The sequence below is a fragment of the Stenotrophomonas sp. AS1 genome (genome assembly GCF_048957655.1).
Classification (GTDB): Bacteria; Pseudomonadota; Gammaproteobacteria; order Xanthomonadales; family Xanthomonadaceae; genus Stenotrophomonas; species Stenotrophomonas bentonitica_A.
In genome coordinates this window covers 60,640-86,775 of sequence record NZ_JARVXM010000009.1, presented here as the reverse complement: position 1 = coordinate 86,775, position 26,136 = coordinate 60,640, and the positions used below count along the sequence as shown (strand labels likewise).

The following is a 26,136-nucleotide window of genomic DNA, read 5'->3' as shown; positions in this document are numbered from 1 at the left end:
CCTTGTCGGCTTGACAAGCATCCCGCTTTGACCGCCAATGTTCACTTATATGAACGGCGCGGGGAGGCAGCTGGAAAAGTTCAGATCGGATTCACTGGCTAAAACCAAGAATTCGCTAAAGATTCGTAAAGCGCCGGCCCAGGCTGGCGGTTGCCGATTCACAACTTTTGAACGTTTAGCCGCGCTCCGCTAGGATCAGACCGATGTTCTCCGTGACCCGCCACCGCCGCATTGCCGCCTTCGCCCTGTTGGCGACGGGCGCCGCTGCCTCCAGCAGTGCGTGGGCACAGATGCCACCGCCGGAAGCGGCCCGTGCCGAAATGATGCGCACGGCCGAACGTGGTGGCCCGCAGGAGCGCTCGCTGTCCGACGCGGTGCGTCGGGTGCAACGTACTACCGGTGGACACATCCTCGGCGCCGAGCGCGTGCCCTTCGATGGGCGCGATATCAACCGGGTGAAGTACATGGATGATCGCGGTCGCGTCCGCTATATGGACGATCCGGCGACATCGCGTTCACAGCCCCGCACGCCGCGCTCGGATATGTCATCACTACGCGGCGATAACCCCTGAACAGGGATAGTTGTCCGCAGTCATCTGCATTACCCACTGGCCCCATGGGGCCATACCCAGGACACTAGGGAGAGTTCATGCGTATCCTTCTGGTCGAAGACGAAGCCCCGCTGCGGGAAACACTGGCAGCCCGGCTCAAGCGCGAAGGCTTTGCCGTCGATGCTGCGCAGGACGGTGAGGAAGGTCTGTACATGGGCCGCGAAGTACCGTTCGACGTCGGTATCATCGATCTGGGCCTGCCCAAGATGTCGGGCATGGAACTGATCAAGGCGCTGCGCGACGAGGGCAAGAAGTTCCCCGTGCTCATCCTGACCGCGCGCTCAAGCTGGCAGGACAAGGTCGAGGGCCTCAAGCAGGGCGCCGACGATTACCTGGTCAAGCCGTTCCACGTGGAAGAGCTGCTGGCCCGCGTCAATGCGCTGCTGCGCCGCGCTGCCGGCTGGAGCAAGCCGACGCTGGAATGCGGCCCGGTCGCGCTGGATCTTGCCGCGCAGACGGTCAGCGTCAACGGCAGCAATGTGGACCTCACCAGCTACGAGTACAAGGTGCTCGAGTATCTGATGATGCATGCCGGTGAACTGGTCTCCAAGGCCGACCTCACCGAACACATCTACCAGCAGGATTTCGACCGCGACTCGAACGTGCTGGAGGTCTTCATCGGCCGCCTGCGCAAGAAGCTCGATGCCGACGGCGAACTCAAGCCGATCGAAACCGTGCGTGGCCGCGGTTACCGCTTCGCCATTCCGCGCAACGAAGGCTGAGCTGCGGCTGGCGATAGATGATGTCCGGCCGTCTGTGGTTCTTTAAACGCTGGCGGCCGCGCTCACTGCAGGCGCGCCAGCTGCTGGCCGCCTCGGTGGGCCTGGTGGCCTTCCTGGCCCTGGCCGGCTACGCGCTGGACGCCGCCTTCGCCGATACCGCGAAGGCCAACCTGCGCGAGCGCCTCAAGAACTACGCCACCGCCTACGCGGCCGGCATCGACTTCACCCGCGACCGCTCGCTGTACATCCGCGAGCAGCCACCGGATCCGCGCTTTGATGTTCCCGGCAGCGGCCTCTATCTGCAGGTCGTGATGCCCGACGGCAAGGGCAACTCCATGTCCGCCGAAGGCCCGATGCTGCCCACCGTGGGCGGCGGCATGCTGGCTCCGCGCCAGGAAGTCTTCGAAGGCCCGTTGCCGATGATCCAGATCGACGGCAGCGAGGGCTCGGCCTACCGCTATGGCATGGGCCTGGTCTGGGATGCCGACGCCGACCCGGCCACCGAATTCCCGTACACGATCTACGTGCTCGAAGACTCGCGCGCGCTCGGCGCGCAGCTGCGCGTGTTCCGCGGGCGGGTGTGGTTCTACCTGGGTGGCATCGGTCTGATCCTGCTGTTGCTGCAGACCGTGATTCTGCAATGGAGCCTGCGCCCGATGCGGCGCGTGATCAACGAACTGACCAAGGTCCAGCGCGGTGAAACCGAGCGCATGAGCGAACGCCATCCGCGCGAGCTGGAGCCGCTGACCGACAGCATCAACGCCTTCATCGAGAGCGAGCGCGAAAACCTCGAGCGCCAGCGCAACACCCTGGCCGATCTCGCGCACAGCCTGAAGACACCGCTCGCGGTGCTGCGCACGCAGCTCGACAGCGGCGCGCGCGATGAGGATCTGCGCGAAGAATTCGACGTGCAGCTGCGGCGCATGAACAACCTGGTGTCCTACCAGCTGGCGCGCGCGGCGTCGTCCGGCCACAAGCTGTTCTCCGCGCCGTTGCCGATCGAGTCCAACGCCGAAGAGATCGTGCGTGGCCTGGAGAAGGTGTATGCCTCGAAGGGCGTGCTGTGCGAATTCGACATCGATCCGGCCGCGCGTTTCCATGGCGAGCCTGGTGACCTGCAGGAGCTGCTCGGCAACCTGCTGGAGAACGCCTTCAAGTGGGCCAAGCGTCGCGTGCTGCTGACCGCGCATCCGTTGCCGGCGCCCGGTGCGCGTCGCGCAGGCCTGGTGCTTTCGGTGGACGATGATGGCCCGGGCATCGCACCGGAAGACATCGCCAAGGTGCTGCAGCGTGGCGTGCGTGGCGATGAGCGCGTGCAGGGCCACGGCATCGGCCTGTCGATCGTGCAGGACCTGATCAAGGATTACCGTGGCGAACTGCAGGTGACGCGTTCGCCGGAACTGGGTGGTGCGCGCTTTGAAGTGAAGCTGCCGCCGGGGCCGTAAAGGCTGTACCGACCAGCGGTCGGTACCTACCCGTGGTCTGCAGGGTGCATCATCGATCTGGATCGCCCGGCATTTCCAAGGCGCTGGTGGCCCACGACCGTTGGTCGTGGCGCGCCTCACCGCATCAGCGGTGACGGTCCATAGAACCGCTGCAGATGCCCGGCCACCGCCGGCATCTCACGCGCCAGCAGCGCCGGTGCGGAGAAGTGGTACTCGCTGACCACCGCGAAGAATTCTTCCGGCGCCTCGGACGCGTAGGGGTCGATCAACGTCTGCCGACCGCTGTCCACCTCGGCGCAGAACGTGTCGTAGGCCTGCTGGAAATCCGCTGCCCATTGCGTCTGCCATGCCCGCGGCAACGGCGGCGTGCCGTCGATCGCCCCGTCCAGCGCATCGATCTTGTGCGCCATCTCATGCACCGCCACGCAGAACCCGGCTTCGGGATCGGCGATGTCGGCCTGGATGTCGGCCCAGGAGAGAATCAGCGGACCGCTGTCCCAGGATTCGCCGATCAGTGCGTCGTCCCATTCGTGCAGCACGCCGGCGGCATCCACATGGCTGCGGTGCACGCGGAACGCGTCGGGATAGACGATCAGCTGCGACCAGCCACGCAGGCCGATTTCGCCCAGTTCCAGCAACGGCAGGCAGCACAGCGCGGCCAACAGCACGCCGTCGGCCTCATCGAGCTGCAGTTCGGCGGCCGGGCTGATCGTCTTCTCGTGGAGGAAGCGGGCGGCGAGGGCGCGCAGGCGCTCGCGGCGGGCTGGATCCAGCTGCTGCAGCCACGCGGCGCGGCGGCAGGTGCGGTCCCAGAGGGTGGGGTCGATCTCGCGTGGCGTGCGGCGCAGCCAGCCCAACAGTCGTTCGATCAGCGGAACATACCCGGCAGGAAGCTGTGCCATTTCGGCGCACGCAGGCGCGGCAGTACGTCGTCATCGCCACCGCCGCCGGTGCTGGTACCGCTGCTGGCGCTGGGCTTGACGGTCGCCGGGGCGGCGGCCGCCGAGGCCGACGCGGGCGCACTGCGCTCGTTCTCGCTGCCCGAATAGACACACGCGCCGCGGCCCGCCGTGGTGAGCGCATCGGAAGCGTGCGCGGCCAGCGGGGCCATCAGGAGGAGCAGGCAATGGGCGAACGGGCGCATCGTCAACATCCACAGGGCGGGTCAAGTTCTCGATTCTAGCCCGATTCGCCCGAGGGATTGGAAGGCCTCCGGTGGGCGCTGGCGGCGGCTTTCCCGCATACTTTTCCCGTTTACCCGATGGAAGCTGCCGTGGACGACCGCCAACTGCTGGCCAAACTGGGCGCCGGGCGCCTGTCCGGCGACGCGCTGGCGCGCGAACTGGGCCAGACCCGCGCCGCGATTTGGAAGCGGATTCAAGGACTTAGAGCCGCCGGGGTCGATATCGACGGCCGCGCCGGTGACGGCTACCAGCTGCAGCAGCCGCTGGACCTGCTGGAGGCCGATGCCATCCAGGCTGCGCTGCCGGGCCCGGTGTCCGCCGAACTGGCCTCGCTGGAGATCGCCTGGTCGGTGGCGTCAACAAACAGTGAATTGTTGCGTTGCAGCGCGCCGGAGCGCGGGGTGGCGGTGCTCCTGGCCGAGCGCCAGACCCGTGGCCGCGGGCGGCGGGGGCGGGTGTGGGCCTCGCCGTTGGCGGCGCATGTCTACCTCTCAGTATTACGCGGCTTTGCCGGTGGCCTGTCGCGGCTGGGCGGGCTCAGCCTGGTCGCCGGTGTCGCGGTGGCCGAAGCACTGCGCGAGGCGGGCTTCGGCGGTGTCGCGCTGAAATGGCCGAATGACCTGGTCGTCGACGGCCACAAACTCGGTGGCCTGCTGATCGAAGGCGGCGGTGAATTCGCCGGCCCTGCGCGGGCCGTGATCGGGCTTGGCGTCAACGTACGCATGCCGGCCACCTTCGCGGCGGAGATCACCCAGCCCTGGACCGATCTGGACACGCTGTGTGGCGAACAGACCTCGCGCAATGCCGTGGTCGCCCGCATCCTGGCCGCGCTGCTGCCGGCACTGGACGCGTTCGAGCAGCAGGGCCTGGCGCCGTTCCTGGCCCGCTACGCCGCGCTGGACAGCCTGGCCGGGCGCGAGGTGCAGGTGGAAGAAGGCGGCGTCCTGTTTGCCGGCACGGCACTGGGCCTGGCCGACGACGGAGCACTGCGCGTGCGTATCGACGGCAGCGAACGGGTTTTCCATGCGGGCGAAGTCAGCGTGAGGGCGCAATGAGCGACTGGTTGTTTGACCTGGGCAATTCGCGCTTCAAGTTCGCGCCGCTGCAGGGCGTGCGCGCCGGTGACGTGCAGGCATGGCCGCATGGCGCCGAAGCAATGCCTGCGGTGGCACTGGAGGCGCTGCCCTCGGGCGATACCGCGTATGTCGCCAGCGTCGCAGCGCCGTCGCTGACGGCCGCCATGCTGGATGTGCTGCAGGCCCGCTTCCGCCACGTCCGTGTCGCGCGTACCGAGGCCGAGTACGCCGGTGTGCGGATCGCCTACGCCGACCCCAACCGCTTCGGTGTGGACCGCTACCTGGCACTGCTGGCCGTGGCGGCGCGGGGCCAGGCCGTGCTGATTGCCGGGGTGGGCACCGCGCTCACCATCGATCTGCTCGACGCCGATGGCCAGCATCACGGCGGGCGCATTGCCGCCTCGCCGACCACCATGCGCGAAGCGCTGCATGCGCGCGCCGTGCAGTTGCCGGCCGCAGGCGGTGACTACAGTGAGTTCGCCAACGACACCGCCGATGCCCTGGCCTCCGGCTGTGATGGTGCGGCGGTCGCCTTGATTGAACGCAGCCGCACGCAGGGCGGCGAACGCCTCGGCGCGCTGCCGCATCTGCTGGTGCACGGGGGCGGCGCACCGGCGCTGCTGCCGCTGCTCGGCGATGCCGAGTTCCAGCCCTCGCTGGTGCTTGATGGGCTGGCCCGCTGGGCCGTGCACCAACCGCCGTCGGCAGGCTAGGATCAGCCGATGCTTACCCGTGCCCTGATCGTCGTCCTGGTCATCCTCAACCTCGGTGTCGCGCTGTGGTGGCTGCTGCGCGGTGAACCGGTCAGCGCGCCGCCAGCTTCGCCGGTCGGTGTGGCCCAGCTGGAAGTGCTGCCGGCCACGCAGGCGCCGCCGGCTGCCGCAACGCCGCTGGACGCCGCGCCGGCACTGCAGGACGTCACGCCCGCTTCCGCGCCGGTGGCCCAGCCGCCGGTGCCCACGGCCGCGCCGGCCAGCGCCGAGCCAGCCGCCGCCGTGGCTGACACGCCTGCACCGGCGCCCGCCACCAGCGTGCCTGCACCGGCCCCGGTGGCGGCAGCTCCGGTACCGGCATCCACACCCGCTCCGATCACCGCAAGCCCCACGCCCGCCCAGTGCGTGAGCCTGGGGCCGTTCGCTGACCGTGCTGCCGCCCAGGCCGCCCAGTCACGCGCCGGGGGAGCCCTGCGTGGGGCCAGGCTGCGCGAGGTCGCCGATGCCGGCGCCACCCGTTACCGCGTCCTGCTGCCGCCCGCTGCCAGTCGTGAAGAAGCGCAGGCCACGGTCAAACGCATCGTCGCGGCCGGGGTGAGTGATTACTACATCATTGCCCAGGGCGAAGAGGCCAATGCCATCGCGCTGGGCCAGTACCGCAACCGGGAAGGTGCGGACCGCCGCCTGGCGGCCCTGAGCGCGGCCGGCTTCAAGGCGACCATGGTCGCCAGCGGGGGCGATGGCAGCGCACAGTGGTGGCTGGATGCGACCCTGGCCGATGGCACCGGCGCCGCCGCGGTCCGCCAGCGCACCGGTGCGGCCCAGCAACGCTCGCTGGAATGCGCGCGCTTGCGCTAGAATCCCGGCTCCGCGACGGTCCTCCCGCCGCGATGCCCATGCCGGCATAGCTCAGTTGGTAGAGCAACCGCCTTGTAAGCGGTAGGTCCCCAGTTCGAATCCGGGTGCCGGCACCATTGATGCACAGTCGATGACGACTGCTGCAGCGCCGCGAGTCGTATCACGCCGCGCTGGCTATGCTGGTCCTCTTTGCAATGGAGGCAACAGCGATGGCGATGTATTCCCCGGTGTCCCTGATTGGCGTTCCCACCGATATCGGTGCGGGCCACCGTGGCGCAGGACTGGGACCGGACGCCCTGCGCATCGCAGGCCTGGGTGACGCGCTCACCGCGCGCGGCGTGGAGGTGCGCGACCTCGGCAACCTGGATGGCCCGCGCAACCCGTGGACGGCACCGGTGCAGGGCTACCGCCATCTGGACGAGGTGGTGGCCTGGAACCGCGCGCTGATGGAGGCGACCTACACCGAACTGCAGGCCGGCCGCATGCCGATCATGCTCGGTGGCGACCACTGCCTGGGGATCGGTTCGATCACCGCGGTCGCGCGCTGGTGCCGCGAGCAGGGCAAGGACCTGCGCGTGCTGTGGCTGGATGCGCATTCGGATTTCAACACCAGCGAGGTCACGCCCTCGGGCAACGTGCACGGCATGCCGGTGGCCTGCCTGTGCGGGCTGGGCCCGGACGCGCTGACCCGCCTCGGTGGTGATGCCCCGGCGATCCGCCCGCAGCAGGTACACCAGATCGGCATCCGCTCGGTGGACCAGGAAGAGAAGCGGCTGATCAAGCAGCACCAGGTGGATGTCTACGACATGCGCTACATCGACGAAGCCGGCATGAAGCGCACCATGGAGGCGGCGCTGGCCGGCATCGATGCCAACACGCACCTGCACGTCAGCTTCGACGTGGACTTCCTGGACCCCAGCATCGCGCCGGGCGTGGGCACGACGGTGCCGGGCGGGGTCAACTACCGCGAAGCACAGCTGGTGATGGAGATGATCGCCGACACCGGGCGCATGGGCTCGCTGGACATCGTCGAGCTGAATCCGCTGCTGGACAACCGCAACGCCACCGCCGAACTGGCCGTCGATCTGGTCGAAAGCCTGTTCGGAAAATCGACGCTGATGCGCGATTGAGCAAGGCTGGCTGAACCGTATTTGCGTGCATTCACATCCGCTGCACGCCTCTCCCGCCAGATTGCACTTCACGCGGCGCCGTGTGGTTGAACCCACGGCACTGCAGGTCGGGAAGGGGAGCTGCGCTGGCGTGCTCTTCTGACAGGCGGGACCGGATTTCGGTATTGAATTTGAACAACCAGGAGAACCCCATGAAGCGTGTTATCGCACTGATGCTGTTGTCGATGTTCTCGGTGGCCATGCTGTCCGGCTGCAACACCGTTGCCGGTGCCGGCAAGGACGTGCAGAAGGCCGGTGAAACGGTCGAAGGCGCTGCCAAGGGCAACTGATCCAACGGATCAGTCGTCAACGGAAAAGGCCGGGATTTCCCGGCCTTTTTCATGTCCGCCAAATGGCGGCGGAACGCGTGCAGTGGTGAATCATTCAAGCTCGTGAGCGTGCGTTTCATCGCTGCTTGACCGCGCGGCAACGCGACCACGCGCATTCTGGACCCACGGCGAGATGGCCGTTGCAATCAAGGATGCGAACCCATGAACAAAGACATCATTTCCGGCAAGTGGACGCAGCTCAAGGGCAAGGCGCAGGCCAAGTGGGGCGACCTGACCGACGACGATTTCAAGGTGGCCGAAGGCAATGCCGAGTACTTGGCAGGGCGCTTGCAGGAACGCTATGGCTGGGCACGCGACCGTGCTGAAACCGAAGTCCGCGACTTCGAAGCGGCCATGCGCAAGGATTATCCGGATTACCACTGAGTGGTGATCCATGACGACGGCGCCGCCGTCGGGGGTTGAAACCGGAACGGGCCGCGAAAGCGGCCCGTTTTCTGTGGGGCACCTGCGCGATCAGCGGCGGTGCTGCGGCGGGGGATCGGGCACGTATTGGCCCGGGAAGGCCTGGGGTTCGTCGCGCACCGGGGCGCTTGACCTCGGAATGATCCCGCGTGCCACCAGATTGCGTTCGCTGTCGTAACGCACCTGCACCTGCTGCGTCGGAAAGGCCGTGTCGCGTTCGAACGCGGTGTTGCGCACCCGCGACGGCTCGCGCTGGCCGTGGCCGGTGCCCAGTTGCGGTGCCGGGGCGCTGGAACCGGTCACCCGCACGCGCTCCGTCGTCGAGGAGCGCGCCTGTGGGCGTGCCCTGGCATCGGCGGAGTCGGCCACGGCGGGGGCGGCTTCCCATGACACCCGCCCCGCCTCGCGGAACACGGCCACGCCGATCACGCCGATGTTGGCCGGGCGTCCGGTGCGGCCGGCGTAGCTGCGGTCCGGATCGGTGAACACGAACTGGGCGACCTCGTCGGCGGATTTGCGCCAGCCATGGATGTCGGTGGTCTGCCACGGGTTGAGCACGTAGCCGGTCTGGTGGGGCGCGGCCACCTCGCCGCTGATGGCATTCAGGCCATCGACCGAAAGCACCACCAGCACGCGCTCGGCGCTGCCGTTGCGCAGGCGCACGCTGTAACGGTGGCCCTGCTGGCCCGCGATCCAGCGCTGGCCGTCCTGGCGGTACTGGGTCAGGGCCTGGCCGCTGTCGCGGTCGATCACCGTCAGGTGGACCGGCCCGGTGTCGTAACGAAGCGGCAGCGCCGGCTTGAACCCGCACAGGGCCAGCACGGCAAGCAGGGGCAGGATCAAACGTTTCATGGCAGGGCTCCGCAGGGCAGGTGCACGATCAAACGCACGGGCCGGGCCAACGGGGTCGAGCGCGGGCAGGTAAACTGGGGCGGTTCATCTGTCCGCATTGATTCCCATGACTACCCGCGTCCTTACCGGCATCACCCCCTCCGGCACGCCCCACCTGGGCAACTACGTCGGCGCCATCCGTCCGGCGATCACCGCCAGCCAGGCCTCGGAAATCGAGAGCTTTTTCTTCCTGGCCGACCTGCACAGCCTGATCAAGGCGCAGGAGCCCGAGCGCACCCAGCGCTCCACGCTGGAGATCGCGGCAAGCTGGCTGGCGTGCGGGCTGGATCCGGACAAGGTGTGGTTCTACCGGCAGAGCGACATCCCGGAAACCACCGAGCTGATGTGGTTCCTGACCGTGATCGCCAGCAAGGGCATCCTCAACCGCGCGCATGCCTACAAGGCCGCCGTGGACAAGAACCGCGAAGAGCAGCTCGACGACGATGCCGGGGTCAGCGCGGGGCTGTTCATGTACCCGGTGCTGATGGCCGCCGACATCCTGATCTTCAAGGCCAACCGCGTGCCGGTCGGCCGCGACCAGATCCAGCACATCGAGATGGCGCGCGATTTCGCGCAGCGCTTCAACCACGTCTACGGCCAGGAGTTCTTCCCGTTGCCGGAGGTGGTGATCGATGAGCAGGTCGCTACGCTGGCGGGCCTGGACGGCCGCAAGATGAGCAAGAGTTACCACAACACCATTCCGCTGTTCGCCCCGCGCGCGGAGTTGAAGAAGCTGGTGTTCTCGATCCTCACCGATTCGCGCGCGCCGGGTGAGCCCAAGAGCACCGAAGGCTCGGCGTTGTTCCAGATGTACCAGGCCTTCGCCACCCCGGAGCAGACCGCTGCGTTCGCGCAGGCCTTCGCCGAGGGCATCAGCTGGGGCGATGCCAAGCAGCAGCTGTTCGAGCGGATCGACAGCGAGATCACCCCGCTGCGCGAACGCTATGACGCCCTGATGGCCGAGCCGGAGAAGATCGAGGCGCTGCTGCGCCGTCGTGGCCAGCAGCTGCGCGAGCAGTTCGCCGTGCCGCTGCTGAAGGAGCTGCGCCATGCGGTTGGTCTGCGCGATCTGTCCACCGCCGGTGATGTACCCAGCGAGGAAAGCGGCGCTGCGCGCGCGGCACCGCCGCTGTTCAAGCAGTACCGCGAAAAGGACGGCCGCTTCTACTTCAAGCTGCAGGCCGGTGACGGCACGCTGCTGATCCAGAGCGAGGGCTTTGATTCGCCGCGCGACGCCGGCCAGCTGATCGGCGTGCTCAAGCAGACCGAGCATGGTGACGGGCTGCAGAGCGAATTGTTCAAGGTCGAGGCGGAGGTGGATGTCGTGCTTGCCGCACTGCAGGCACTGCGCGAGTAACGCCGCCTGCTGGCCAACACCCAGCCACCCGCAGCACCACGTAGTGCCGGCCGCTGGCCGGCAACCAGGCGAGCGCGCCATCACACAGGCGTCGGCCGTTGGCCGGTGCCACCGCTATGGCATGATGCCCCTGCACGCCGCGGGGCGTGATCCTGCACGGGAGACTGCGATGGCCTGGTTGTCGTTGTTGTTGTTCCTGCCCTGGTTCGTGCTGCTGGGCACGCTGTACTGGCTGTTCCCCCGCCAGCCGCGTGGCACCGCGCGCCGCGTGTTCGACGGCGCCGCGCTGGTGCTGGCCTTCGTGCTGAGCATCCTGGCGATGCTGTGGGGCCACCATATCGGCGTGGTCCAGAACGATGCCGGTCCAATCTGGCGGCAGGTACTGGCCGTGCTCTATGCCTACGGTGCCTTCCTGGCGGTGATGGTGGCCGCGGTGCTGCTGCGCGGGCCATTGCTGAGCGCGACTGCGACCAAAGCCGCATCGAAGCCGCTGCACTGATCGACGTAAGATGGGGGCGTTTCGTGCCAGGGATGCGTTGATGCACTCCGACCCCAGCATTCATACGATCGACACCGCGTTCCAGCGGGATGATTTCGATGCCGCCTACCTGATCGTCGAGAACGGCCGGGCAGCGTTCATAGATTGCGGCACCGGCCTGGCCGTGCCGGCGATGCTCGCCGCGTTGACGCGCGCCGGCTGCACGCCCGAGCAGGTCGACTGGCTGATCCTGACCCATGTGCATCTCGACCACGCCGGCGGTGCCGGCCTGCTGATGCAGCAGCTGCCCAACGCCACCCTGGTGGTGCATCCGCGTGGTGCGCCGCATATGGTCGACCCGGCCCGCCTGATCGCCGGGGCCACCGAAGTCTACGGTGAAGCGGAGATCGCGCGCAGCTATGGGCCGATCCTGGCCGTTGCCGCTGACCGGGTGGTGATCGCCGAAGATGGCCATACCGTGGATCTGGCCGGGCGCACGCTGCTGTGCGTGGATACGCCGGGGCACGCCCGCCATCACCTGTGTGTGTGGGATGCGCGCAGCCGCAGCTGGTTCACCGGCGACACCTTCGGGCTGTCCTACCGCGAGCTGGACAGCGCGCAGGGCGCCTTCATCGTGCCCACCTCCTCACCGGTGCAGTTCGATCCGGAGCCGCTGAAGCAGTCGATCGCAAAGATGCTGGCCTACGATCCGCAGGCCATGTACCTGACCCACTACGGGCGCGTGGCACCCCCGCGGAAACTGGCTGACGATCTCGTCGAACAGATCGATGCCATGGTCGAGATCGGTCGCCAATGCGATGGTCGGCCGGATCGGCATCGCTGCCTGGTCGCGGCGTTGACCGCGCTGTACCTGGAACGCGCGCAGGCGCATGGCTGCCCGCTTGATGATGAAGCGGTGGCCCGGGTGCTGGCGATGGATATCGAACTCAACGCCCAGGGCCTGGCGTGCTGGCTGGATCGCGACCGCCGCTAGTGCACGGTCACGGGGGTGTCACGTTACACTCCGGTGTCCTGTTTTCCGTCCTGGTGTCTGCCGTGAATCCGATGCGCATGCTGCTGCTGTCGTCCTGCCTGTTCGTGGGCGGCCTGGCCCACGCCGCCAATGACCTGCCCGGCGGCGGCATCGATCCGGAGGCACTGTCGCGACATGTGCGGATCCTGGCCTCGGACGAGTTCGAGGGCCGCGCCCCTGCCACGCCCGGTGAAGAGCGCACCGTCCAGTACCTGATCGAAGAGTTCAAGAAGTACGGCCTGCAGCCCGGCGGCGTGGATGGCGGCTGGGTGCAGCCGGTGCCGATGGTGCGTGCGCAGGTCGACGGCCCGGTGCGTGCGCAGCTGCACCAGAAGGGCAAGCAGCGCGCCCTGGTCAATGGCGAGGACGTGACCCTGCAGAGCCTGCGGCCGCAGGATGCGGTGGCGATCAAGAACGCCCCGCTGGTGTTCGTCGGCTACGGCATCGATGCCCCCGAACGCCACTGGAACGATTACAAGGACGTCGACCTGCACGGCAAGATCGCCGTGGTGCTGATCAACGACGCCGATTTCGAGGCCGACCAGCCGGGCGCATTCGATGGCAAGGCCGTGACCTACTACGGCCGCTGGACCTACAAGTTCGAAGAAGCCGCGCGCCGCGGTGCGCAGGGCGTGCTGATCGTGCACGAGACCGCACCCGCCGCGTATGGCTGGGCCACGGTGAAGAGCTCGGGCACCTCGCCGCTGTTTGATATCGAACGCACCCGCGAGCAGGCCCTGGCCCAGCACGTGCCGGTGCGCGGCTGGATGCAGCGCAGCCTGGCCGAGCAGCTGTTCCGCGATGCGGGCCTGGATTTCGAGGCCGAGAAGCGCCGTGCCATGAGCCCGGCCTTCAAGCCGGTGGCCCTGGGCGATGCGCAGCTCTCGGTGGACTTCAAGCTCAAGCGCGAACAGGTGATCACCCGCAACGTGGTGGCCAAGCTGCCGGGCGGCGCGCACGCCGATGAAGCGGTGATCTTCTCCGCGCATTGGGATGCTTTCGGTATCGGCCAGCCCGATGCCAAGGGCGACCGCATCCGTCGCGGTGCGATCGACAACGCCACCGGCGTGGCCACCGTGCTGGAGCTGGGCCGCGTCTTCGCTGCCGGCCCGCAGCCGCAGCGGACGCTGTACTTCGTGGCGCTGACCGCCGAAGAGAAGGGCCTGCTCGGGGCCAGCTACTACGCCGCGCACCCGCTCGCCCCGCTGGACAAGACCGCCGCCGTGTTGAACATCGAGATGTTCAGCCCGGATGGCCCGACCCGCGACATCGCCTCGTGGGGCAAGGGCCGGGTCTCGCTGGAAGGGGATCTGGAGCGCGTGGCCAAGGCACGTGGCCGCACCTATTCGCCCGATCCGAATCTGGAAGCAGGCTTCTTCTACCGCGCCGACCACTTCGCCTTCGCTCGCCTTGGCGTGCCAGCGATCACCATCGGCCCGGGGCTGGACATGCGTGAGGGCGGGATCGAGAAGGGCCGTGAACTGCGCGATGCGTACTTCGCCGCCTGCTACCACCAGGCCTGCGATGCGTGGACCCCGAGCTGGGACCCGAGTGGTCATGCCGCCGACACCCTGCTGGTCTACGACCTGGGCGCGGAACTGGCCAACAGCCGTCGCTGGCCGCAGTGGGAAGAAGGGTCCGAATTCCGCGCCGAGCGCGAGAAGAGCGAATCGGCGCGCCGCTGAGGCGTACCGCAGGCGGCGCTCAGCGCCGCCGCAGCAGGCGCCACGCGCCCCCGCCACTGGCCGCGAGCGCGGCCACGCAACAGGCAATCATCGCGCCGAACGGTTGACCCATGGCAACGCAGCGCCCGTCAGGGCGCTGCGTTGCGTGAGAGGACGTGCTGGCCTGGGCGAACGCCGCCGGTACCCGCATTGCCAGCATCCACCCGCCCAGCGTGATCGCGGGGCGGGTGGTGCGGCCGTTACTTCCGTGTGCCATCGAGCCAGTTCGGGCCCTTGTTGGTCAGGAAGAACATGTAGACCACCAGCGACACCGCGATGATTGCCGTGACATACACCGCGAACATGCCGACCTGGCCGGTCTTCAGCGCGCCCTGGTACAGCAGCGGCGCGGTACCGCCGAACAGCGAGTTGGCCATCGCGTAGCCAAAGCCCACGCCCAGCGCGCGCACATGGGTCGGGAACAGTTCGGCTTTGACCACCGCATTGATCGAGGTGTAGCCGGTCAGGATCACGAAGCCGATGCCCAGCACCAGGAAGGCCATGAACGGATCGTGCTGGTTGGGCAACTCGGTGATCAGGTACCAGCTGTACAGCACGCCACCGATGCCGAAGAACACCAGCAGGCTCTTGCGGCCGACCATGTCCGACAGCCAGCCGCCGATCGGCTGCAGCACCATCAGGAAGGTCAGCACGCCGAGATTGATCATCGTGCCGGTCATCACGTCATCGCCCGCGAAGGCGCTCTGGATCATCTTCGGCCCGTTGACCGAATAGGTGTAGAACGCCACGGTGCCGCCGGCGGTGATCAGGAAGCACAGCAGCAGCGGACGCCACTGGTTGACGAACAGTTCGCGCATCGAGCCGGAGGCCTTGGCGCGGCCATCGCGGGCGGCATCGATGGAATCGGACTGCAGCGATTCGTCCATGCTGCGGCGCAGCCAGAACACCACGATCGCCGCGACACCGCCGATGCCGAACGCCACGCGCCAGCCCCAGGCGGAGATTTCCGGCTTGCCCCAGAAGGTCAGCATGCCCAGCAGGGTCAACTGGGCCAGCACGTGGCCGCCGACGAGGGTGACGTAATGGAACGAGGACAGGAAGCCGCGGCGGCCCGGGATGGCGGCTTCGGACATGTAGGTGGCACTGGTGCCGTACTCGCCACCGGTGGCGAAGCCCTGCAGCAGGCGCGCGAACAGCAGGATCACCGCGGCCCAGATGCCGATCTGCGAGGCGGTCGGGGTGATCGCGATCAGGAACGAACAGGCGGCCATCACCGTGACCGACACCGTCAGCGCCAACCGGCGACCGTAGCGGTCGGCGAAGCGGCCGAAGTACCACGCACCGATCGGGCGCATCAGGAAGGTGGCGGCGAAGATCGCCCACACGTACATCGTGGAGTTCTTGTCGGCGGCCGAGAAGAACTGGGATTCGAAATAGACGGCAAAGACGGAGTAGACGTAGACGTCATACCACTCGACCAGATTACCGGCCGAGCCTTTGAGGGTATTGGAGATGGAGCGCCGCAGGGCGGCCCGTTCGGGGTGTGCCGCAGTGGCGGGGACGGAAGTGCTCATGCAGGGTAGGGGTCCTGGCTGGGAAGCGTTGATTACTCTTGTTACCTTACCGCACGTCAAAAACGGGTGCGTGTCAGGCATCACGGTGCGGCCGGATGAAATCAGCGTGCCAGCACAAAGCGTGCCGCGCCATCGGCAACGGCCTAGAATTCGTGTTCCCCCGCACCGTGGTGGCCCATGGCCGTCCTACCCCCCTCTCCGTCGGCCGCTCCCCGCAGCGGCCTGGTCGTCCTGGCGCTGCTGCTGGTGTACGTGGTCTGGGGGTCCACCTATCTGGGGATCCGGCTGGCGCTGGAGGGCGGCGCACTGCCGCTGACGATGGTCTCCGGCGGCCGCTTCATCATCGCCGGTTCGCTGATGTATGCCGTGTTGCGCTGGCGTGGCTCGCCCGCGCCGACCCGGCGCCAGTGGCGGAACCTGGCGATCATGGGCCTGACCATGCTGGTCCTGGGCAACGGCATGGTGGTGCTGGCCGAGCGCACGGTCTCCTCGGGCCTGGCGGCGACCGCCGTGGCCTCGGTGCCGCTGTGGATGGCCCTGTTCGGCGCGATGCGTGGGCAGAACGCCAGCCGCGGCGAGTGGCTGGGCATCGCGATCGGCTTCCTCGGCGTGGTCTGGCTCAACGCCGGCAGCAGCCTGACCGCCTCCCCGCAGGGCCTGATCCTGCTGCTGATCGCCCCGATCGGCTGGGCCTTCGGCTCGATCTGGGCACGCGGCCTGGACCTGCCCAGCCCCTTCATGACCGCCGCCGGGCAGATGCTCTGCGGTGGCGCGATGCTGATCGTGCTCGGCCTGCTCAGCGGCGAACGCCCGACCACCTGGCCCAGCATGAATGGGCTGCTGGCGGTGGCCTACCTGTGCATGTTCGGCTCGATCGTCGCCTTCACCGCCTACGTGTGGCTGCTGCACAACGTGCGCCCGGCACTGGTGGCCAGCTATGCCTACGTCAATCCGGTGATCGCAGTGATCCTGGGCGTGATCATCGGCAACGAGCACTTCGGCGGGCGTGACCTGCTGGCCATGGCAGTGATCCTGGCCGGCGTGGTGGTGCTGACCCTGGCCCGGACGCGCGCGAAGTGAGCCTGCCCGCACCACACAGCCTGCAGGAGCAGCGCCGCGGCCTGGCGATCACCGCGTTCACCTTCACCCTGTGGGGCCTGGTGCCGGTCTACTGGCACCTGCTCAATGCGGTGCCCTCGCAGCAGATCATCGCGCACCGCATCATCTGGAGCACGGTGCTGGTGGTGGCCTGGCTGCTGCTGAGCAACGGCCCGGGTTGGTGGAAGGCCATCGCGGCGCAGCCACGCGCGCTGCCGACGTTGGCGCTGAGCAGCGTGGCGATCGCGTTCAACTGGGGCCTGTACATCTGGGCGATCAACGCCGGGCATGTGATCGAGACCAGTCTGGGCTACTTCATCAATCCGCTGGTGAGCGTGGTGCTCGGCGTGGTGGTGCTCAACGAGCGCCTGCGCCGCCTGCAGTGGCTCGCGGTGGGCTGCGCGGCCCTCGGTGTGGCGTGGCTGACCATCGATGCCGGCAGGCCGCCCTGGATCGCCCTGGGGCTGGCCTGTTCGTTCGGTCTGTACGGGTTGCTGCGCAAGATGATTTCGGTCGACCCGGTGGCGGGGCTCGGGGTGGAGAGTCTGTATCTGTTCCTGCCGGCGATCGGGTTCGCGCTGTGGAGCGAGAACGGGCACGGCGGGGCGTTCTTCAGTGGCTGGGGCTGGCGCAATGATGCGCTGTTGATCCTTGGCGGGGCGGTGACGGCGCTGCCGTTGATCGGGTTTGCGTACGGGGTGAAGCGGATTCCGCTGTCGCTGGTCGGAATCCTGCAGTACATCGCGCCGAGTATCGGGTTGTTGTTGGGCGTGTTCTTTTTCCGCGAGCCGTTTGATACGGCCAAGGCGGTGGGTTTCGCTGCGATCTGGACCGGGTTGCTGCTGTTCATCGGCGACGGTCTGTGGCGGTCGCGGGCGGGTGGTGCGTTGAAGCGCTGAAGGCTGAGAAGCCTGAAAGCCTGAAAGCTTGAGCCCTGGTTTGCTGGTTTGCTGGGCTGCGTGGCCAGGCGGGGTGTGGGTGGGTGCGCGGGACCCGCCGTGAACCCATCCATGGATGGCGGCATACGAGCTTACATGGGTGAAGGCGCATTGCTTGCGAGGCACTGCCTCGCATGCGACTGAACGCACAGCCGCCAGCGGCTGGGCCGGGCCGCGGAGCGGGACTTGCAGCGGGTCCCGACAACCCACCCGTGCCCGCCCAAGCCAGGGCGAGTCCAGCACTGAAGGCTGTTGTTCCAAGGAGCTATTGCTCCAAAGAGCTGTTGCTCCAAAAGCCATCGCTCCAGAAGCCATCGCTCCAAAACTGCAGCGCAAAAAAAAAGACGGCGCCCGAAGGCGCCGTCTTACTTCCACTCGGCGGCTTGGAGAGAGTAAGCCGCAGATCAGAAAGGGGTGATCAGGCAAGCCCGATCAGAAACGCTGCTGGTACTTCATGTACATGTAACGGCCGATATCGAACCCGCCGTAGTACGTGAAGCTGCTGTTCGGCTGGCTGTACATGATCGGACCCTGATGGTCGAACACATTGTTCACGCCCATCGAAACCGTACCGTTCCACGGCAGCACGTAACGCACCTGGATGTCGTGGAAGGTGTTCGAACCCACCTTGTTGACGCCCTGGCGGCCCGTGTACGCCGAGCTGAAGCCCGGATTGCTGCACTCGGTCGTGTACGCGCAGTTTTCCTTCATGCTGGAGTAGTAACGCGCCGTCCAGCCCAGGCCGAAGTTGCCGTACTGATAATCCAGGTTGAGGTTCGAACGCACGCGGAAGTTGCCTTCCCAGCCCGTGTACTGACGCACCGGCGTGGTGTCGACGTTGTCGTTCTTGCGCTCCAGGTAATCCACATACGTGGTGTTCCACGAGACCGCGAACTTGCCGATCGCCAGTTCCGGCAGGCGGTAACGCACCGAGAGGTCATAGCCGGCGGTTTCCTGGTAGCCGGCGTTGAGCAGCGTACGGTCCAGGCCGTTGACCTGGCCGAGGGTGCGGCCCGACTTGGCACGGGTGAAGCGGTCGCATGCGGCATCCACACCCAGCACATAGCACTGGTTGAGCATGTCCGTGGCCGACTCACCGACGATCACGTCGTTGATGCGGATCTTCCACCAGTCCAGGCTCAGGTCCAGGCCCGAGACGAACTCCGGGCTGTAGACCATGCCCACGGTCCAGGTCTTGGCGGTTTCCGGCTTCAGTTCCGGGTTGGAGCCCGAGCTGAAGTCGGTGCCACCCTGCTGGCCGGGCACCGTCGCAGCGCTGCCGTCCGCGGCGAGCTGGCGGAAGTTGGCCGGGACACCATTGGCCAGGCAGCGCGCCAGGACCTGCGGGTTGTTGGCGGCCGCACCGAAGTTGGTATCGCACGGATCGGTGTACGAGTCGCGCGTGCTGGTGGTGCCGCCGTACAGATCTTCCACGGTCGGCGCGCGGAAGCCGGTGCCGTAGGTGGCGCGCACCAGCAGGCTGTCGATCGGCTTCCACTTCAGGCCGAACTTGGTGTTCGTGGTCGAGCCGAAGTTGTTGTAGTCCGAATAGCGGCCGGCCATGTCCAGCGACAGCTCACGCGCGAAGGCCATGTCGGCCAGCAGCGGAACCTGCAGTTCCAGGTAGACCTCGTTGAGCGAGTAATCGCCCTGGGTCGGCTGGCCGGTGGTGCCGGCGATCTGGCCGTTGCGGACCATCAGGTCCGGCGAGTAGCTGGCTTCTTCGCTGCGGTGCTCGACACCCAGTGCACCCAGGATGTCACCGGCCGGCAGGGTGAACAGCGAGCCGGAGATGTTCGCGCTGGCCACCTTGGTGGTGCTCTGCATCTTGTCGGTGAAGCGGGTGAACAGGAAGTCCTGCACGTCCTGGTTGCTCATCGAGCCCGGGCCGGTATAGCCCATCGGCGCCAGCGGGTTCCACGGGGTGCAACCGGCGATCACGTTGCCGACGCTGCCGCAATGGGCGACGTTGTTGGCATCCAGGAACGACGGGCCGACCGACTGGTTCACGTTCGGCTGGTACATGCTGCCCGTGCCGATGCGCTCGCCTTCATTGCGGTTGTACATGTAGCTGACGTTCCAGTCCCAGTAACGCAAACCGGTGTCGAAGCTGCCTTCCAGGCCCAGGCTGGCGCGCTTGGTGGTCAGGTTGTTCTCGGTGCCGCGCGGCAGCTCTTCGGTACGGTGCGCGAAGGCAACGTCCTGGCCGAACGGGTTGAACGCGCTGTCCTTGGACAGCAGCGCACGCGAACCGGTGCTCTGGTACGGATAACCGGCCAGCTGCTTGCTCGACTCGCGCTCGCTGTACAGCGCATCGGCGACCAGGCGCAGGTCATCGGTGATGGAGAAGCCACCGTTGGCGAACACCGACTTGCGCTGCAGACCGGTGAGCAGGCTCATGTTGGTCTTGGTGTTGGCGTCGTTGGCCTTGTCGGCCGGCTTGAAGTTGCCGAGCTGGGTCGGATCGCCGCCCGGGCCCACGCTGAGGTTGCGGCCGTTGACGGTCGCATAGCCCCACGGGGTGACGCCGCTCAGGCCGTCGCCGGTGTGGCGCGGGCCGTTCGGGTAGGCGGTGAACTCACGCGCGCCGCCCAGGACCGGATCTTCGTCGGTGTACTCGCCACCCACGGTGACCCAGCCGCGGTCGAAGGTCTTGCCGAAGGTCGCGCTGTAAGCGGTCTTCTGGCCATCACCTTCGCTGTACTGGCCAACGTAGGCGTTGACTTCGGCACCGTCGAAGTTCTTGCGGGTGATGATGTTGACCACGCCGGCGATGGCGTCCGAGCCGTACAGGGCCGACGCACCGTCGGTCAGCACTTCCACGCGCTCCACGATCGAGGACGGGATCGAGGCCAGGTCGGAGTAACCGCCGGCGCTGACGCCCATGCGGCGGCCGTCGATCAGCACCAGGCTGCGTTCCGGGCCCAGGTTGCGCAGGCTCACGTACATACCGCCGAAGTCGCGGCCCGATTCCAGCGAGGAGGCACGGCTCATGCTCGGCGAACCGGCGGCGGTGACGTCCTGCAGGATGTCGGCGACGTTGACGTAGCCCTTCTTCTCGATCTCGGCGCGGTTCAGCGCAACGACCGGCTGGGCCGATTCGACACTGGCCTGGCGGATGCGCGAGCCGGTGATCTCGATGCGATCGAGGTTGGTGGTGCCGTCATCGGCACTCTGTGCGAAGGCGGGGGCACTGCAGCTGGCGACAAGCGCGATGGCGATCGCGTTGCGCAGCGGATTGGTCTTCAAATACATCCGTGCGTTTCTCTTTCTCTGTAAAAACATTCGCCCGTTCGGGCGGCGTGGGGAACAACACACCACGACGTGGGGGCGGGAGTCTAATGACTTTTCAAATTTTTTACTTTCATTTGAAAGCGTAAAAAGCGCTGTAAATGAACGATGGCTGACAAAACCACGCATTCAGACGAAACCTTTTTCTCATCGTCGCGAGAGGCATGCAGAAGCGGTCCGCCGCGCTGGGTCGATGCGCAATAGCGGCGACGTGCGAAGCAACTTGAGCGCGCGCGACGTTCCTTTGCAGCGCGTGTACAGCTGCGCGCTGGAGAGCTAAACGTGCAGTGAACGTGCACTGCAAAGAAAAGAACCGCACTCTTGCAAGTGCGGTTCCGGAGTTGCTATTTCGCGTGCGCGATCACGCGCACGCGCGTTGTTCAAACGTATCGCTCAGGTCTCGCGCAACGCCGTGGTGATCGGCAGTCGCGCCGCGCGCAGGGCCGGGAACAAGCCGCCCACCAGGCCAATGCCCAGCGCCCACTTCAAGCCTGTCCACAGCAGCTGCGGCGACACCTGGAACTGGAACACCACCTGGCTGAAATTGTTGCCCAGCGTGGAAACGGTGTAGTTGTTGAACACCAGCCATGCCACCAGACCGCCGAGCAGGCCGCCGAGCAGCGCCAGGAGCATCGTCTCCAGCATCACCGCGGTCACCACCGGCACGCCACGGAAACCGATCGCACGCATCGTCGCGATCTCTCGGGCACGCGTCGCCACCGCCGCATACATGGTGTTGAGCGCACCGAACACCGCACCGATCGCCATGATCGCGCCGATCACCGTGCCCAGGATGCTGATCAGCTTGCTCAGGCCACCGGACTGCTTGCGGTAGTAGTCACGGGTGGTCTCCACATCCAGCTTCAGGCGCGGGTCGGCCTCCATGGCCGCCTTGAACTGCTGGAAGCCCGCGGCCCCTTCGGTGCGTACGTTGACCGACTGGTAGGCACTGCGGTTGTAGGTGGTGGACAACGTCTGGGTGTCCGACCACAGCTCCGACTCGTGCACATCGTTGGAGGCGAACACGCCCACCACCGTCCACTCCTGCTTGCCCAGCTGCAGGGTCTTGCCGATCTCCAGGCCCTCGAACTGCGCCTGGGCGCCCTTGCCGACCACGATTTCGCGCAGGCCGGGCTTGAACCTGCGGCCGGCGATGATGCGCACGTTGTCGCGCACCGCCCACGCCTGCTCGCCAACGCCGCGGAACTGCACGTTGGTATCGCTGTGGTCGCTGCGCGAGAGCAGGCTGATCACCTGCGACAGCTCGGCGGAGATCAGCGGCTTGCCATCGCTGCCGCGGGCCACGCCGGGCAGGTTCTCGATCAGTGGCACCTGGTCGCGCATGATCACCGAGTTGGTTTCGGCCTGTGAGCCGCCGCGCAGCACGATGGCCACGTCATCGCTGCCGCTGCGCTCCAGGGTGGCCTTGAAGCCATCGCCCATCGCCAGCATCGCCACCAGCACCCCGACCACGCCGGCGATGCCGACCACGATCACCGAGGAGGCACCCCAGCGCTGCGGCAGGCTGGCGATGCCGATCCGCGCCGCTGCCAGCGACAGACGGCCAGTACGGGTGAGCACCAGCCAGGCGGCCAGCAGCACGGCGATGGCCAGCACCATCCACCACGGCAGCACGATCCACACTACCAAGGCGACCAGCAGCGCCAGCACCGTCACGACGTTCCACATCCATTGCTTGTTCATGATGGTCTCCTCAGCGCCCGGCCAGTGCATCGACGATCTTCAACCGCTGCGCGCGCAGTGCCGGCAGCAGGCCCACCACGATCCCGATCACCGCCATCAGGCACAGCGCCACCCCCCACGTCTGCGCCGGCACGCCGGGCAGGCTGATCATGCCCTGGCTGCTGGCGCTGATCACCGGCATCACGATCGAGGCCAGGCCCATGCCGATCAGCCCGCCGAGCACGATCAGCAGCACCGACTCCACCATCACCAGCACCAGCACGGTGCCATCCTTGAAGCCCAGCGTCTTGAGGATCGCCAGCTCCGGGATGCGCTCGCGCACCGCCTGGGCCATGGTGTTGCCGGTCAGCAGCACCAGGGTGAAGAACACCGCCGCCATGATGCCGGTGACGATCAGGCCGATATCGGCGAACTGCTTGGCGAAGGCCTGCGAGAACGAGGCCTCGGTCTGCGACTTGGTTTCGTGATCGGAATTCAGCGACAGCGCATCGATCGCCTGGGCCACGCGCGAGGCGTGTGCGGGGTTCTCCAACTGGACGGTATAGAAACTGACCTGGTTCTTGATGTAATCGTTGGATTCATCGAAGTAGCTCCAGTGCAGCATCAGCTGGTTTTCCGCACTGGCGTTGTTGCGGTCCTTGGCCCGGTAGATGCCGCTCAGCACCAGCGGCCAGTCGTTGCTGCCCTTGCGCGGGAAGATCGTGGCCTGCATCGGAATGGTATCGCCCACTTTCCAGCCGAAGCGCTTGGCCAGGGCTTCACCGACCAGCGCACCGGTCCGGGTGTTCTTGAACGCCTCGGCCTGCTCGGGCGGCAGCTCGAACTCGGGGTACAGGTCCATGTAGTTGTCCGAGACGGAGAAGCTCGGGAAGAAGTTCTTCTGGTCCTGGTAGATGCCGCCGAACCACATCGCGTAGTTGACCTTGCGCACGCCGGGGGTGGCTTCGATATCGCGCAGCAGCCGCAACGGCAGGCTCTGGGTGATCGACAGCTTGGAGGAGACCACTAGCCGCTTGGCACCTTCGATGGTGTCACCGCCGGAGTTGAAGGCCACCCGCACCGAATCGAGCATGCCGAACAACAGGAAGGCCGCCACCACCGACAACAGCGTCAGCAGGGTGCGGGTCTTGCTGCGGAACAGCTGTGCCCAGACCAGCGAAAAATATTTCATCGCCGCATCCTCCGTCAGTGGGCCGCTGGCGCGCCGGCCAGTTCGCCCTTGTCCAGGTGCACCGTATGGGTGGCGTACTCGGCGGCCTTGGGATCATGGGTGACCATGATGATGGTCTTGCCGTGTTCGCGGTTGAGCTGCTGCAGCAGCCCCAGGATTTCCTCGGCGGACTGGCGGTCCAGGTCGCCGGTGGGCTCATCGCAGATCAGGAAGGTGGGGTCGGAGACGATCGCACGGGCGATCGCCACGCGTTGCTGCTGGCCACCGGACAGTTCGTTCGGGCGGTGGCTGCGGCGGTCGGCCAGGCCGACCAGGGTCAACGCGATCTCGGCATTGCGCTTGCGTTGTGCGGCGCCCAGGTGGGTGAGCAGCAGTGGCAGCTCCACGTTCTTCTGCGCGGTCAGCATCGGCATCAGGTTGTAGAACTGGAACACGAAGCCGACGTGGTGGCTGCGCCAGGTGGAGAGCTGGCCGCCGCTCATGCGGTCGATGCGCTCGCCTTCGATCTCGATCTCACCGCCGGTGGGCGTGTCCAAGCCGCCGATCAGATTGAGCAGGGTGGTCTTGCCCGAGCCGGACGGGCCCATCAGCGCGACGAAATCGCCGGACTGGATGTCCAGGTCGATACCGTGCAGCACCTGCACTTTCTCGGGGCCGCGCTGGTAGGTCTTGGTGATGTTGCGGAGCGAAACCAGGGTGGACATGGGTGGTTCTCCGTGGATCGGTTGGAAAGACGTACGGCGCGTCCGGGCGAAGGCTTCCGGACGCCAGGGGGACGGGCAGCGCTCACCGTGCGCGCCGGGACGGCACGAGGAAATCGCACTTGCCGCGAGCGTGAGCGGCTCGCGTACCGCGTGGGCGCAGGCCGGTGGCGCATTGGCCACCGAGCCCGTTGTCTGTCAGGGGGTTTCGGTGACCTTGCTGCCATCGTGCAGCTCGGCCGGTGGGGTGGTCACCACGACCTCGCCGGCCTTCAGGCCCTGGGTGACCTGGCGGTCGTTGTTGAGCGTGGTACCCACGGTGATCGCGCGCTGTTCCACCCGGGCATCGTCCTTGACCACGAAGGCGACGGTCTTCTGCCCGCGCTCCACGATCGCCGAGGCCGGCACGCGCACGCCCTGCGGCTTGGCGGCTTCGGCGGGGCGGGCGCCTTCCAGGAAGCTGACCCGCACGCCCATCTCGGGAACGATGCGCGGGTCCTTGGCCTTCAGCGCCACGCGCACTTTCACGGTGGCCTTGCCGCGGTCGGCAGTGGGAATGATCGCGATCACCTCGGCCGGAATTTTCCAGTCCGGGTAGGCATTGAGGGTGGCTTCGACCGGCATCTTCGGCTGCACCCGGCCGATGAAGGATTCGCCGACCTCGACTTCGATCTCCAGCGAATCCATGTCCACGATGGTGCCGATGCCGGTCCGGGTAAAACCGCCGCCGGCCGACAGCGGCGAAACGATCTCACCCGGCTGTGCGGCCTTGGCGGTAACCACGCCGGAGAACGGCGCGCGCACGATGTTGTTGTCCACGCCCAGATCGGCGATCGCCAGTGAATCGCTGGCCACGGTGGTGTTGCGCTGGGCGGTCTTGAGCTGGGCGCGCAGGGTGTCGCGCTGGGCGATGGCCAGGTCGTACTGGGAACGCGAGACCAGCTGCTGGCCGACCAGTGCCTGCAGGCGCCCGGCCTCGGCATCAGCCTGGGCCACCTGTGCCTGCAGACCGGCCAGTTGGCTGCGTGCGGCCTCGAGCTGCGAGGCCGACAGACTGCGCTGGGCGTTGGCATCGATCGGGTCGAGCGTGGCCATTACCTGGCCTTCTTCCACGCGCATGCCTTCCTCGATCATCACCTCGCGGACCTTGCCGGTGATCTTGGCCGAGACCGTGGCCATGCGCCGGGCGACCACATAGCCGCTGGCGTCGAGCACCGAGCTGCTGGCACCGCCCTGCTGGATCGCCACGACGGGCGCGGTGGTCACGGCGATGGGGCGCTCGCGGCCGAACACGAACCAGGCCAGGCCGGCGAGCAGGATGAGAAGGACGATCGCCAGCGCGATCCAGCGGCCACGTCGCGGGGGCGACGGCGGCGGCGAACCGGCCTTGCGGTCGATACGGAGTTCCTTGAGCAGTTCAGCGGATGCGTTCATCGTGAGTCTGGACGGGGAATCGGGCCGAGTGTGACCGCATCGGCGGCCGAGGGGCAAACCGGCACGGTGGCCGGGTGGTGGACAGCATGCCCGGCGGCCTGGCGCGGCGGCAGTGACAGCTGTCACCTGCATGGGCTGACGACGGCCACTGGGGCCGGGCGGCCCCGGGGGTGACGCTGTGGGTGTCCTCATCGAGTCCACTGCCTTGCCCCTGACCTGCCTTCACGACGTGGAGATCCACCACGGCAGCG

Annotated in this window: 24 protein-coding genes and 1 tRNA gene; 16 read left to right on the top strand and 9 right to left on the bottom strand. The window is 66.9% G+C overall.

The window, feature by feature from the left end; all coding sequences use genetic code 11:
* Positions 1–203 precede the first annotated feature (203 nt).
* The 3 genes from PV764_RS17515 (at position 204) to PV764_RS17505 (ending at position 2,778) form a co-directional block, all read left to right on the top strand.
* Positions 204–572 carry a hypothetical protein gene (locus tag PV764_RS17515; protein ID WP_046272358.1) on the top strand — a complete coding sequence of 123 codons (369 nt, stop codon included), beginning with the start codon at positions 204–206 and terminating at the stop codon, positions 570–572.
* 77 nt (positions 573–649) lie between these two features.
* Positions 650–1,333: a response regulator transcription factor gene (locus PV764_RS17510; protein WP_019185514.1), complete on the top strand. Its 684-nt coding sequence runs from the start codon at positions 650–652 to the stop codon at positions 1,331–1,333.
* Between the two features lie 20 nt (positions 1,334–1,353).
* Positions 1,354–2,778 (top strand): sensor histidine kinase, encoded by a 1,425-nt coding sequence (locus PV764_RS17505; RefSeq protein ID WP_019185515.1) that lies wholly within the window; start codon positions 1,354–1,356, stop codon positions 2,776–2,778.
* A gap of 116 nt (positions 2,779–2,894) precedes the next feature.
* Here PV764_RS17505 and PV764_RS17500 read toward each other — a convergent pair whose 3' ends face one another.
* Together PV764_RS17500 and PV764_RS17495 are read right to left on the bottom strand one after the other, a co-directional pair.
* Positions 2,895–3,680: a zinc-dependent peptidase gene (locus PV764_RS17500; RefSeq protein WP_019185516.1), complete on the bottom strand. Its 786-nt coding sequence runs from the start codon at positions 3,678–3,680 to the stop codon at positions 2,895–2,897.
* Positions 3,647–3,922, bottom strand: coding sequence for a hypothetical protein (locus tag PV764_RS17495; RefSeq protein WP_026070147.1), 276 nt, complete (start codon positions 3,920–3,922; stop codon positions 3,647–3,649). Before PV764_RS17495 ends, PV764_RS17500 begins: the two co-directional genes overlap by 34 nt.
* Positions 3,923–4,051: 129 nt before the next feature.
* Here PV764_RS17495 and birA point away from each other — a divergent pair, with 129 nt between their 5' ends.
* The 7 genes from birA (at position 4,052) to PV764_RS17460 (ending at position 8,491) form a co-directional block, all read left to right on the top strand.
* Complete coding sequence (gene birA, locus PV764_RS17490) at positions 4,052–5,017, top strand: bifunctional biotin--[acetyl-CoA-carboxylase] ligase/biotin operon repressor BirA (protein WP_026070148.1); 966 nt, start codon at positions 4,052–4,054, stop codon at positions 5,015–5,017.
* A complete protein-coding gene (locus tag PV764_RS17485) occupies positions 5,014–5,751 on the top strand; it encodes a type III pantothenate kinase (RefSeq protein ID WP_019185519.1) in 738 nt (245 codons plus the stop codon). Before birA ends, PV764_RS17485 begins: the two co-directional genes overlap by 4 nt.
* A gap of 9 nt (positions 5,752–5,760) precedes the next feature.
* Positions 5,761–6,609 carry an SPOR domain-containing protein gene (locus PV764_RS17480; protein WP_019185520.1) on the top strand — a complete coding sequence of 283 codons (849 nt, stop codon included), beginning with the start codon at positions 5,761–5,763 and terminating at the stop codon, positions 6,607–6,609.
* A gap of 40 nt (positions 6,610–6,649) precedes the next feature.
* Positions 6,650–6,725, top strand: a tRNA-Thr gene (locus PV764_RS17475).
* A gap of 93 nt (positions 6,726–6,818) precedes the next feature.
* A complete protein-coding gene (rocF, locus tag PV764_RS17470) occupies positions 6,819–7,739 on the top strand; it encodes an arginase (RefSeq protein ID WP_019185521.1) in 921 nt (306 codons plus the stop codon).
* Positions 7,740–7,930: 191 nt separating this feature from the next.
* On the top strand, positions 7,931–8,068 hold the full coding sequence (locus PV764_RS17465) for an entericidin A/B family lipoprotein (RefSeq protein ID WP_019185522.1): 138 nt from the start codon (positions 7,931–7,933) through the stop codon (positions 8,066–8,068).
* Positions 8,069–8,269: 201 nt separating this feature from the next.
* Complete coding sequence (locus PV764_RS17460; RefSeq protein WP_019185523.1) at positions 8,270–8,491, top strand: CsbD family protein; 222 nt, start codon at positions 8,270–8,272, stop codon at positions 8,489–8,491.
* Between the two features lie 90 nt (positions 8,492–8,581).
* Here the strand turns inward: PV764_RS17460 and PV764_RS17455 are convergent, their stop codons facing one another.
* On the bottom strand, positions 8,582–9,382 hold the full coding sequence (locus tag PV764_RS17455) for a hypothetical protein (protein ID WP_421117168.1): 801 nt from the start codon (positions 9,380–9,382) through the stop codon (positions 8,582–8,584).
* A 106-nt stretch (positions 9,383–9,488) separates the two neighbouring features.
* On the opposite strand from PV764_RS17455, the gene PV764_RS17450 reads away from it, so the two are divergent.
* The 4 genes from PV764_RS17450 to PV764_RS17435 all read left to right on the top strand — a co-directional run bounded on the left by PV764_RS17450 (position 9,489) and on the right by PV764_RS17435 (position 13,974).
* Positions 9,489–10,778 carry a tryptophan--tRNA ligase gene (locus PV764_RS17450; RefSeq protein ID WP_070474392.1) on the top strand — a complete coding sequence of 430 codons (1,290 nt, stop codon included), beginning with the start codon at positions 9,489–9,491 and terminating at the stop codon, positions 10,776–10,778.
* A gap of 169 nt (positions 10,779–10,947) precedes the next feature.
* Complete coding sequence (locus PV764_RS17445; protein ID WP_019185526.1) at positions 10,948–11,277, top strand: hypothetical protein; 330 nt, start codon at positions 10,948–10,950, stop codon at positions 11,275–11,277.
* A gap of 40 nt (positions 11,278–11,317) precedes the next feature.
* On the top strand, positions 11,318–12,250 hold the full coding sequence (locus PV764_RS17440) for an MBL fold metallo-hydrolase (RefSeq protein ID WP_421117167.1): 933 nt from the start codon (positions 11,318–11,320) through the stop codon (positions 12,248–12,250).
* Positions 12,251–12,321: 71 nt separating this feature from the next.
* Positions 12,322–13,974 (top strand): M28 family metallopeptidase, encoded by a 1,653-nt coding sequence (locus PV764_RS17435; RefSeq protein ID WP_421117279.1) that lies wholly within the window; start codon positions 12,322–12,324, stop codon positions 13,972–13,974.
* A 239-nt stretch (positions 13,975–14,213) separates the two neighbouring features.
* Here PV764_RS17435 and PV764_RS17430 read toward each other — a convergent pair whose 3' ends face one another.
* A complete protein-coding gene (locus PV764_RS17430) occupies positions 14,214–15,548 on the bottom strand; it encodes an MFS transporter (protein WP_019185530.1) in 1,335 nt (444 codons plus the stop codon).
* A gap of 177 nt (positions 15,549–15,725) precedes the next feature.
* Between PV764_RS17430 and yedA the strand changes: the two genes are divergently transcribed.
* Both yedA and rarD read left to right on the top strand, forming a co-directional pair.
* Positions 15,726–16,628 (top strand): drug/metabolite exporter YedA, encoded by a 903-nt coding sequence (gene yedA, locus PV764_RS17425; protein ID WP_019185531.1) that lies wholly within the window; start codon positions 15,726–15,728, stop codon positions 16,626–16,628.
* On the top strand, positions 16,625–17,545 hold the full coding sequence (rarD, locus tag PV764_RS17420; RefSeq protein ID WP_019185532.1) for an EamA family transporter RarD: 921 nt from the start codon (positions 16,625–16,627) through the stop codon (positions 17,543–17,545). Before yedA ends, rarD begins: the two co-directional genes overlap by 4 nt.
* 471 nt (positions 17,546–18,016) lie before the next feature.
* Here rarD and PV764_RS17415 read toward each other — a convergent pair whose 3' ends face one another.
* The 5 genes from PV764_RS17415 to PV764_RS17395 form a co-directional block, all read right to left on the bottom strand.
* Positions 18,017–20,839, bottom strand: a complete 2,823-nt coding sequence (locus tag PV764_RS17415; RefSeq protein ID WP_421117166.1) for a TonB-dependent receptor plug domain-containing protein — start codon at positions 20,837–20,839, stop codon at positions 18,017–18,019.
* A gap of 429 nt (positions 20,840–21,268) precedes the next feature.
* Positions 21,269–22,579: an ABC transporter permease gene (locus tag PV764_RS17410; protein WP_026070150.1), complete on the bottom strand. Its 1,311-nt coding sequence runs from the start codon at positions 22,577–22,579 to the stop codon at positions 21,269–21,271.
* Positions 22,580–22,589: 10 nt separating this feature from the next.
* Positions 22,590–23,750 carry an ABC transporter permease gene (locus PV764_RS17405; protein WP_046274366.1) on the bottom strand — a complete coding sequence of 387 codons (1,161 nt, stop codon included), beginning with the start codon at positions 23,748–23,750 and terminating at the stop codon, positions 22,590–22,592.
* Between the two features lie 14 nt (positions 23,751–23,764).
* Positions 23,765–24,454: an ABC transporter ATP-binding protein gene (locus PV764_RS17400; protein ID WP_019185536.1), complete on the bottom strand. Its 690-nt coding sequence runs from the start codon at positions 24,452–24,454 to the stop codon at positions 23,765–23,767.
* Between the two features lie 195 nt (positions 24,455–24,649).
* Positions 24,650–25,885 carry an efflux RND transporter periplasmic adaptor subunit gene (locus PV764_RS17395; protein ID WP_046274365.1) on the bottom strand — a complete coding sequence of 412 codons (1,236 nt, stop codon included), beginning with the start codon at positions 25,883–25,885 and terminating at the stop codon, positions 24,650–24,652.
* Positions 25,886–26,136 lie beyond the last annotated feature (251 nt).

What these genes read in the sequence shown, in the direction of transcription:
- PV764_RS17515 (WP_046272358.1), top strand. Translation starts at nt 204, where the DNA reads ATGTTCTCCGTGACCCGCCACCGCCGCATTGCCGCCTTCGCCCTGTTG.
- PV764_RS17510 (WP_019185514.1), top strand. Translation starts at nt 650, where the DNA reads ATGCGTATCCTTCTGGTCGAAGACGAAGCCCCGCTGCGGGAAACACTG.
- PV764_RS17505 (WP_019185515.1), top strand. Translation starts at nt 1,354, where the DNA reads ATGTCCGGCCGTCTGTGGTTCTTTAAACGCTGGCGGCCGCGCTCACTG.
- PV764_RS17500 (WP_019185516.1), bottom strand. Translation starts at nt 3,680, where the DNA reads ATGGCACAGCTTCCTGCCGGGTATGTTCCGCTGATCGAACGACTGTTG.
- PV764_RS17495 (WP_026070147.1), bottom strand. Translation starts at nt 3,922, where the DNA reads ATGCGCCCGTTCGCCCATTGCCTGCTCCTCCTGATGGCCCCGCTGGCC.
- PV764_RS17485 (WP_019185519.1), top strand. Translation starts at nt 5,014, where the DNA reads ATGAGCGACTGGTTGTTTGACCTGGGCAATTCGCGCTTCAAGTTCGCG.
- PV764_RS17480 (WP_019185520.1), top strand. Translation starts at nt 5,761, where the DNA reads ATGCTTACCCGTGCCCTGATCGTCGTCCTGGTCATCCTCAACCTCGGT.
- rocF (WP_019185521.1), top strand. Translation starts at nt 6,819, where the DNA reads ATGGCGATGTATTCCCCGGTGTCCCTGATTGGCGTTCCCACCGATATC.
- PV764_RS17465 (WP_019185522.1), top strand. Translation starts at nt 7,931, where the DNA reads ATGAAGCGTGTTATCGCACTGATGCTGTTGTCGATGTTCTCGGTGGCC.
- PV764_RS17460 (WP_019185523.1), top strand. Translation starts at nt 8,270, where the DNA reads ATGAACAAAGACATCATTTCCGGCAAGTGGACGCAGCTCAAGGGCAAG.
- PV764_RS17455 (WP_421117168.1), bottom strand. Translation starts at nt 9,382, where the DNA reads ATGAAACGTTTGATCCTGCCCCTGCTTGCCGTGCTGGCCCTGTGCGGG.
- PV764_RS17450 (WP_070474392.1), top strand. Translation starts at nt 9,489, where the DNA reads ATGACTACCCGCGTCCTTACCGGCATCACCCCCTCCGGCACGCCCCAC.
- PV764_RS17445 (WP_019185526.1), top strand. Translation starts at nt 10,948, where the DNA reads ATGGCCTGGTTGTCGTTGTTGTTGTTCCTGCCCTGGTTCGTGCTGCTG.
- PV764_RS17440 (WP_421117167.1), top strand. Translation starts at nt 11,318, where the DNA reads ATGCACTCCGACCCCAGCATTCATACGATCGACACCGCGTTCCAGCGG.
- PV764_RS17435 (WP_421117279.1), top strand. Translation starts at nt 12,322, where the DNA reads ATGCGCATGCTGCTGCTGTCGTCCTGCCTGTTCGTGGGCGGCCTGGCC.
- PV764_RS17430 (WP_019185530.1), bottom strand. Translation starts at nt 15,548, where the DNA reads ATGAGCACTTCCGTCCCCGCCACTGCGGCACACCCCGAACGGGCCGCC.
- yedA (WP_019185531.1), top strand. Translation starts at nt 15,726, where the DNA reads ATGGCCGTCCTACCCCCCTCTCCGTCGGCCGCTCCCCGCAGCGGCCTG.
- PV764_RS17415 (WP_421117166.1), bottom strand. Translation starts at nt 20,839, where the DNA reads ATGTATTTGAAGACCAATCCGCTGCGCAACGCGATCGCCATCGCGCTT.
- PV764_RS17410 (WP_026070150.1), bottom strand. Translation starts at nt 22,579, where the DNA reads ATGAACAAGCAATGGATGTGGAACGTCGTGACGGTGCTGGCGCTGCTG.
- PV764_RS17405 (WP_046274366.1), bottom strand. Translation starts at nt 23,750, where the DNA reads ATGAAATATTTTTCGCTGGTCTGGGCACAGCTGTTCCGCAGCAAGACC.
- PV764_RS17400 (WP_019185536.1), bottom strand. Translation starts at nt 24,454, where the DNA reads ATGTCCACCCTGGTTTCGCTCCGCAACATCACCAAGACCTACCAGCGC.
- PV764_RS17395 (WP_046274365.1), bottom strand. Translation starts at nt 25,885, where the DNA reads ATGAACGCATCCGCTGAACTGCTCAAGGAACTCCGTATCGACCGCAAG.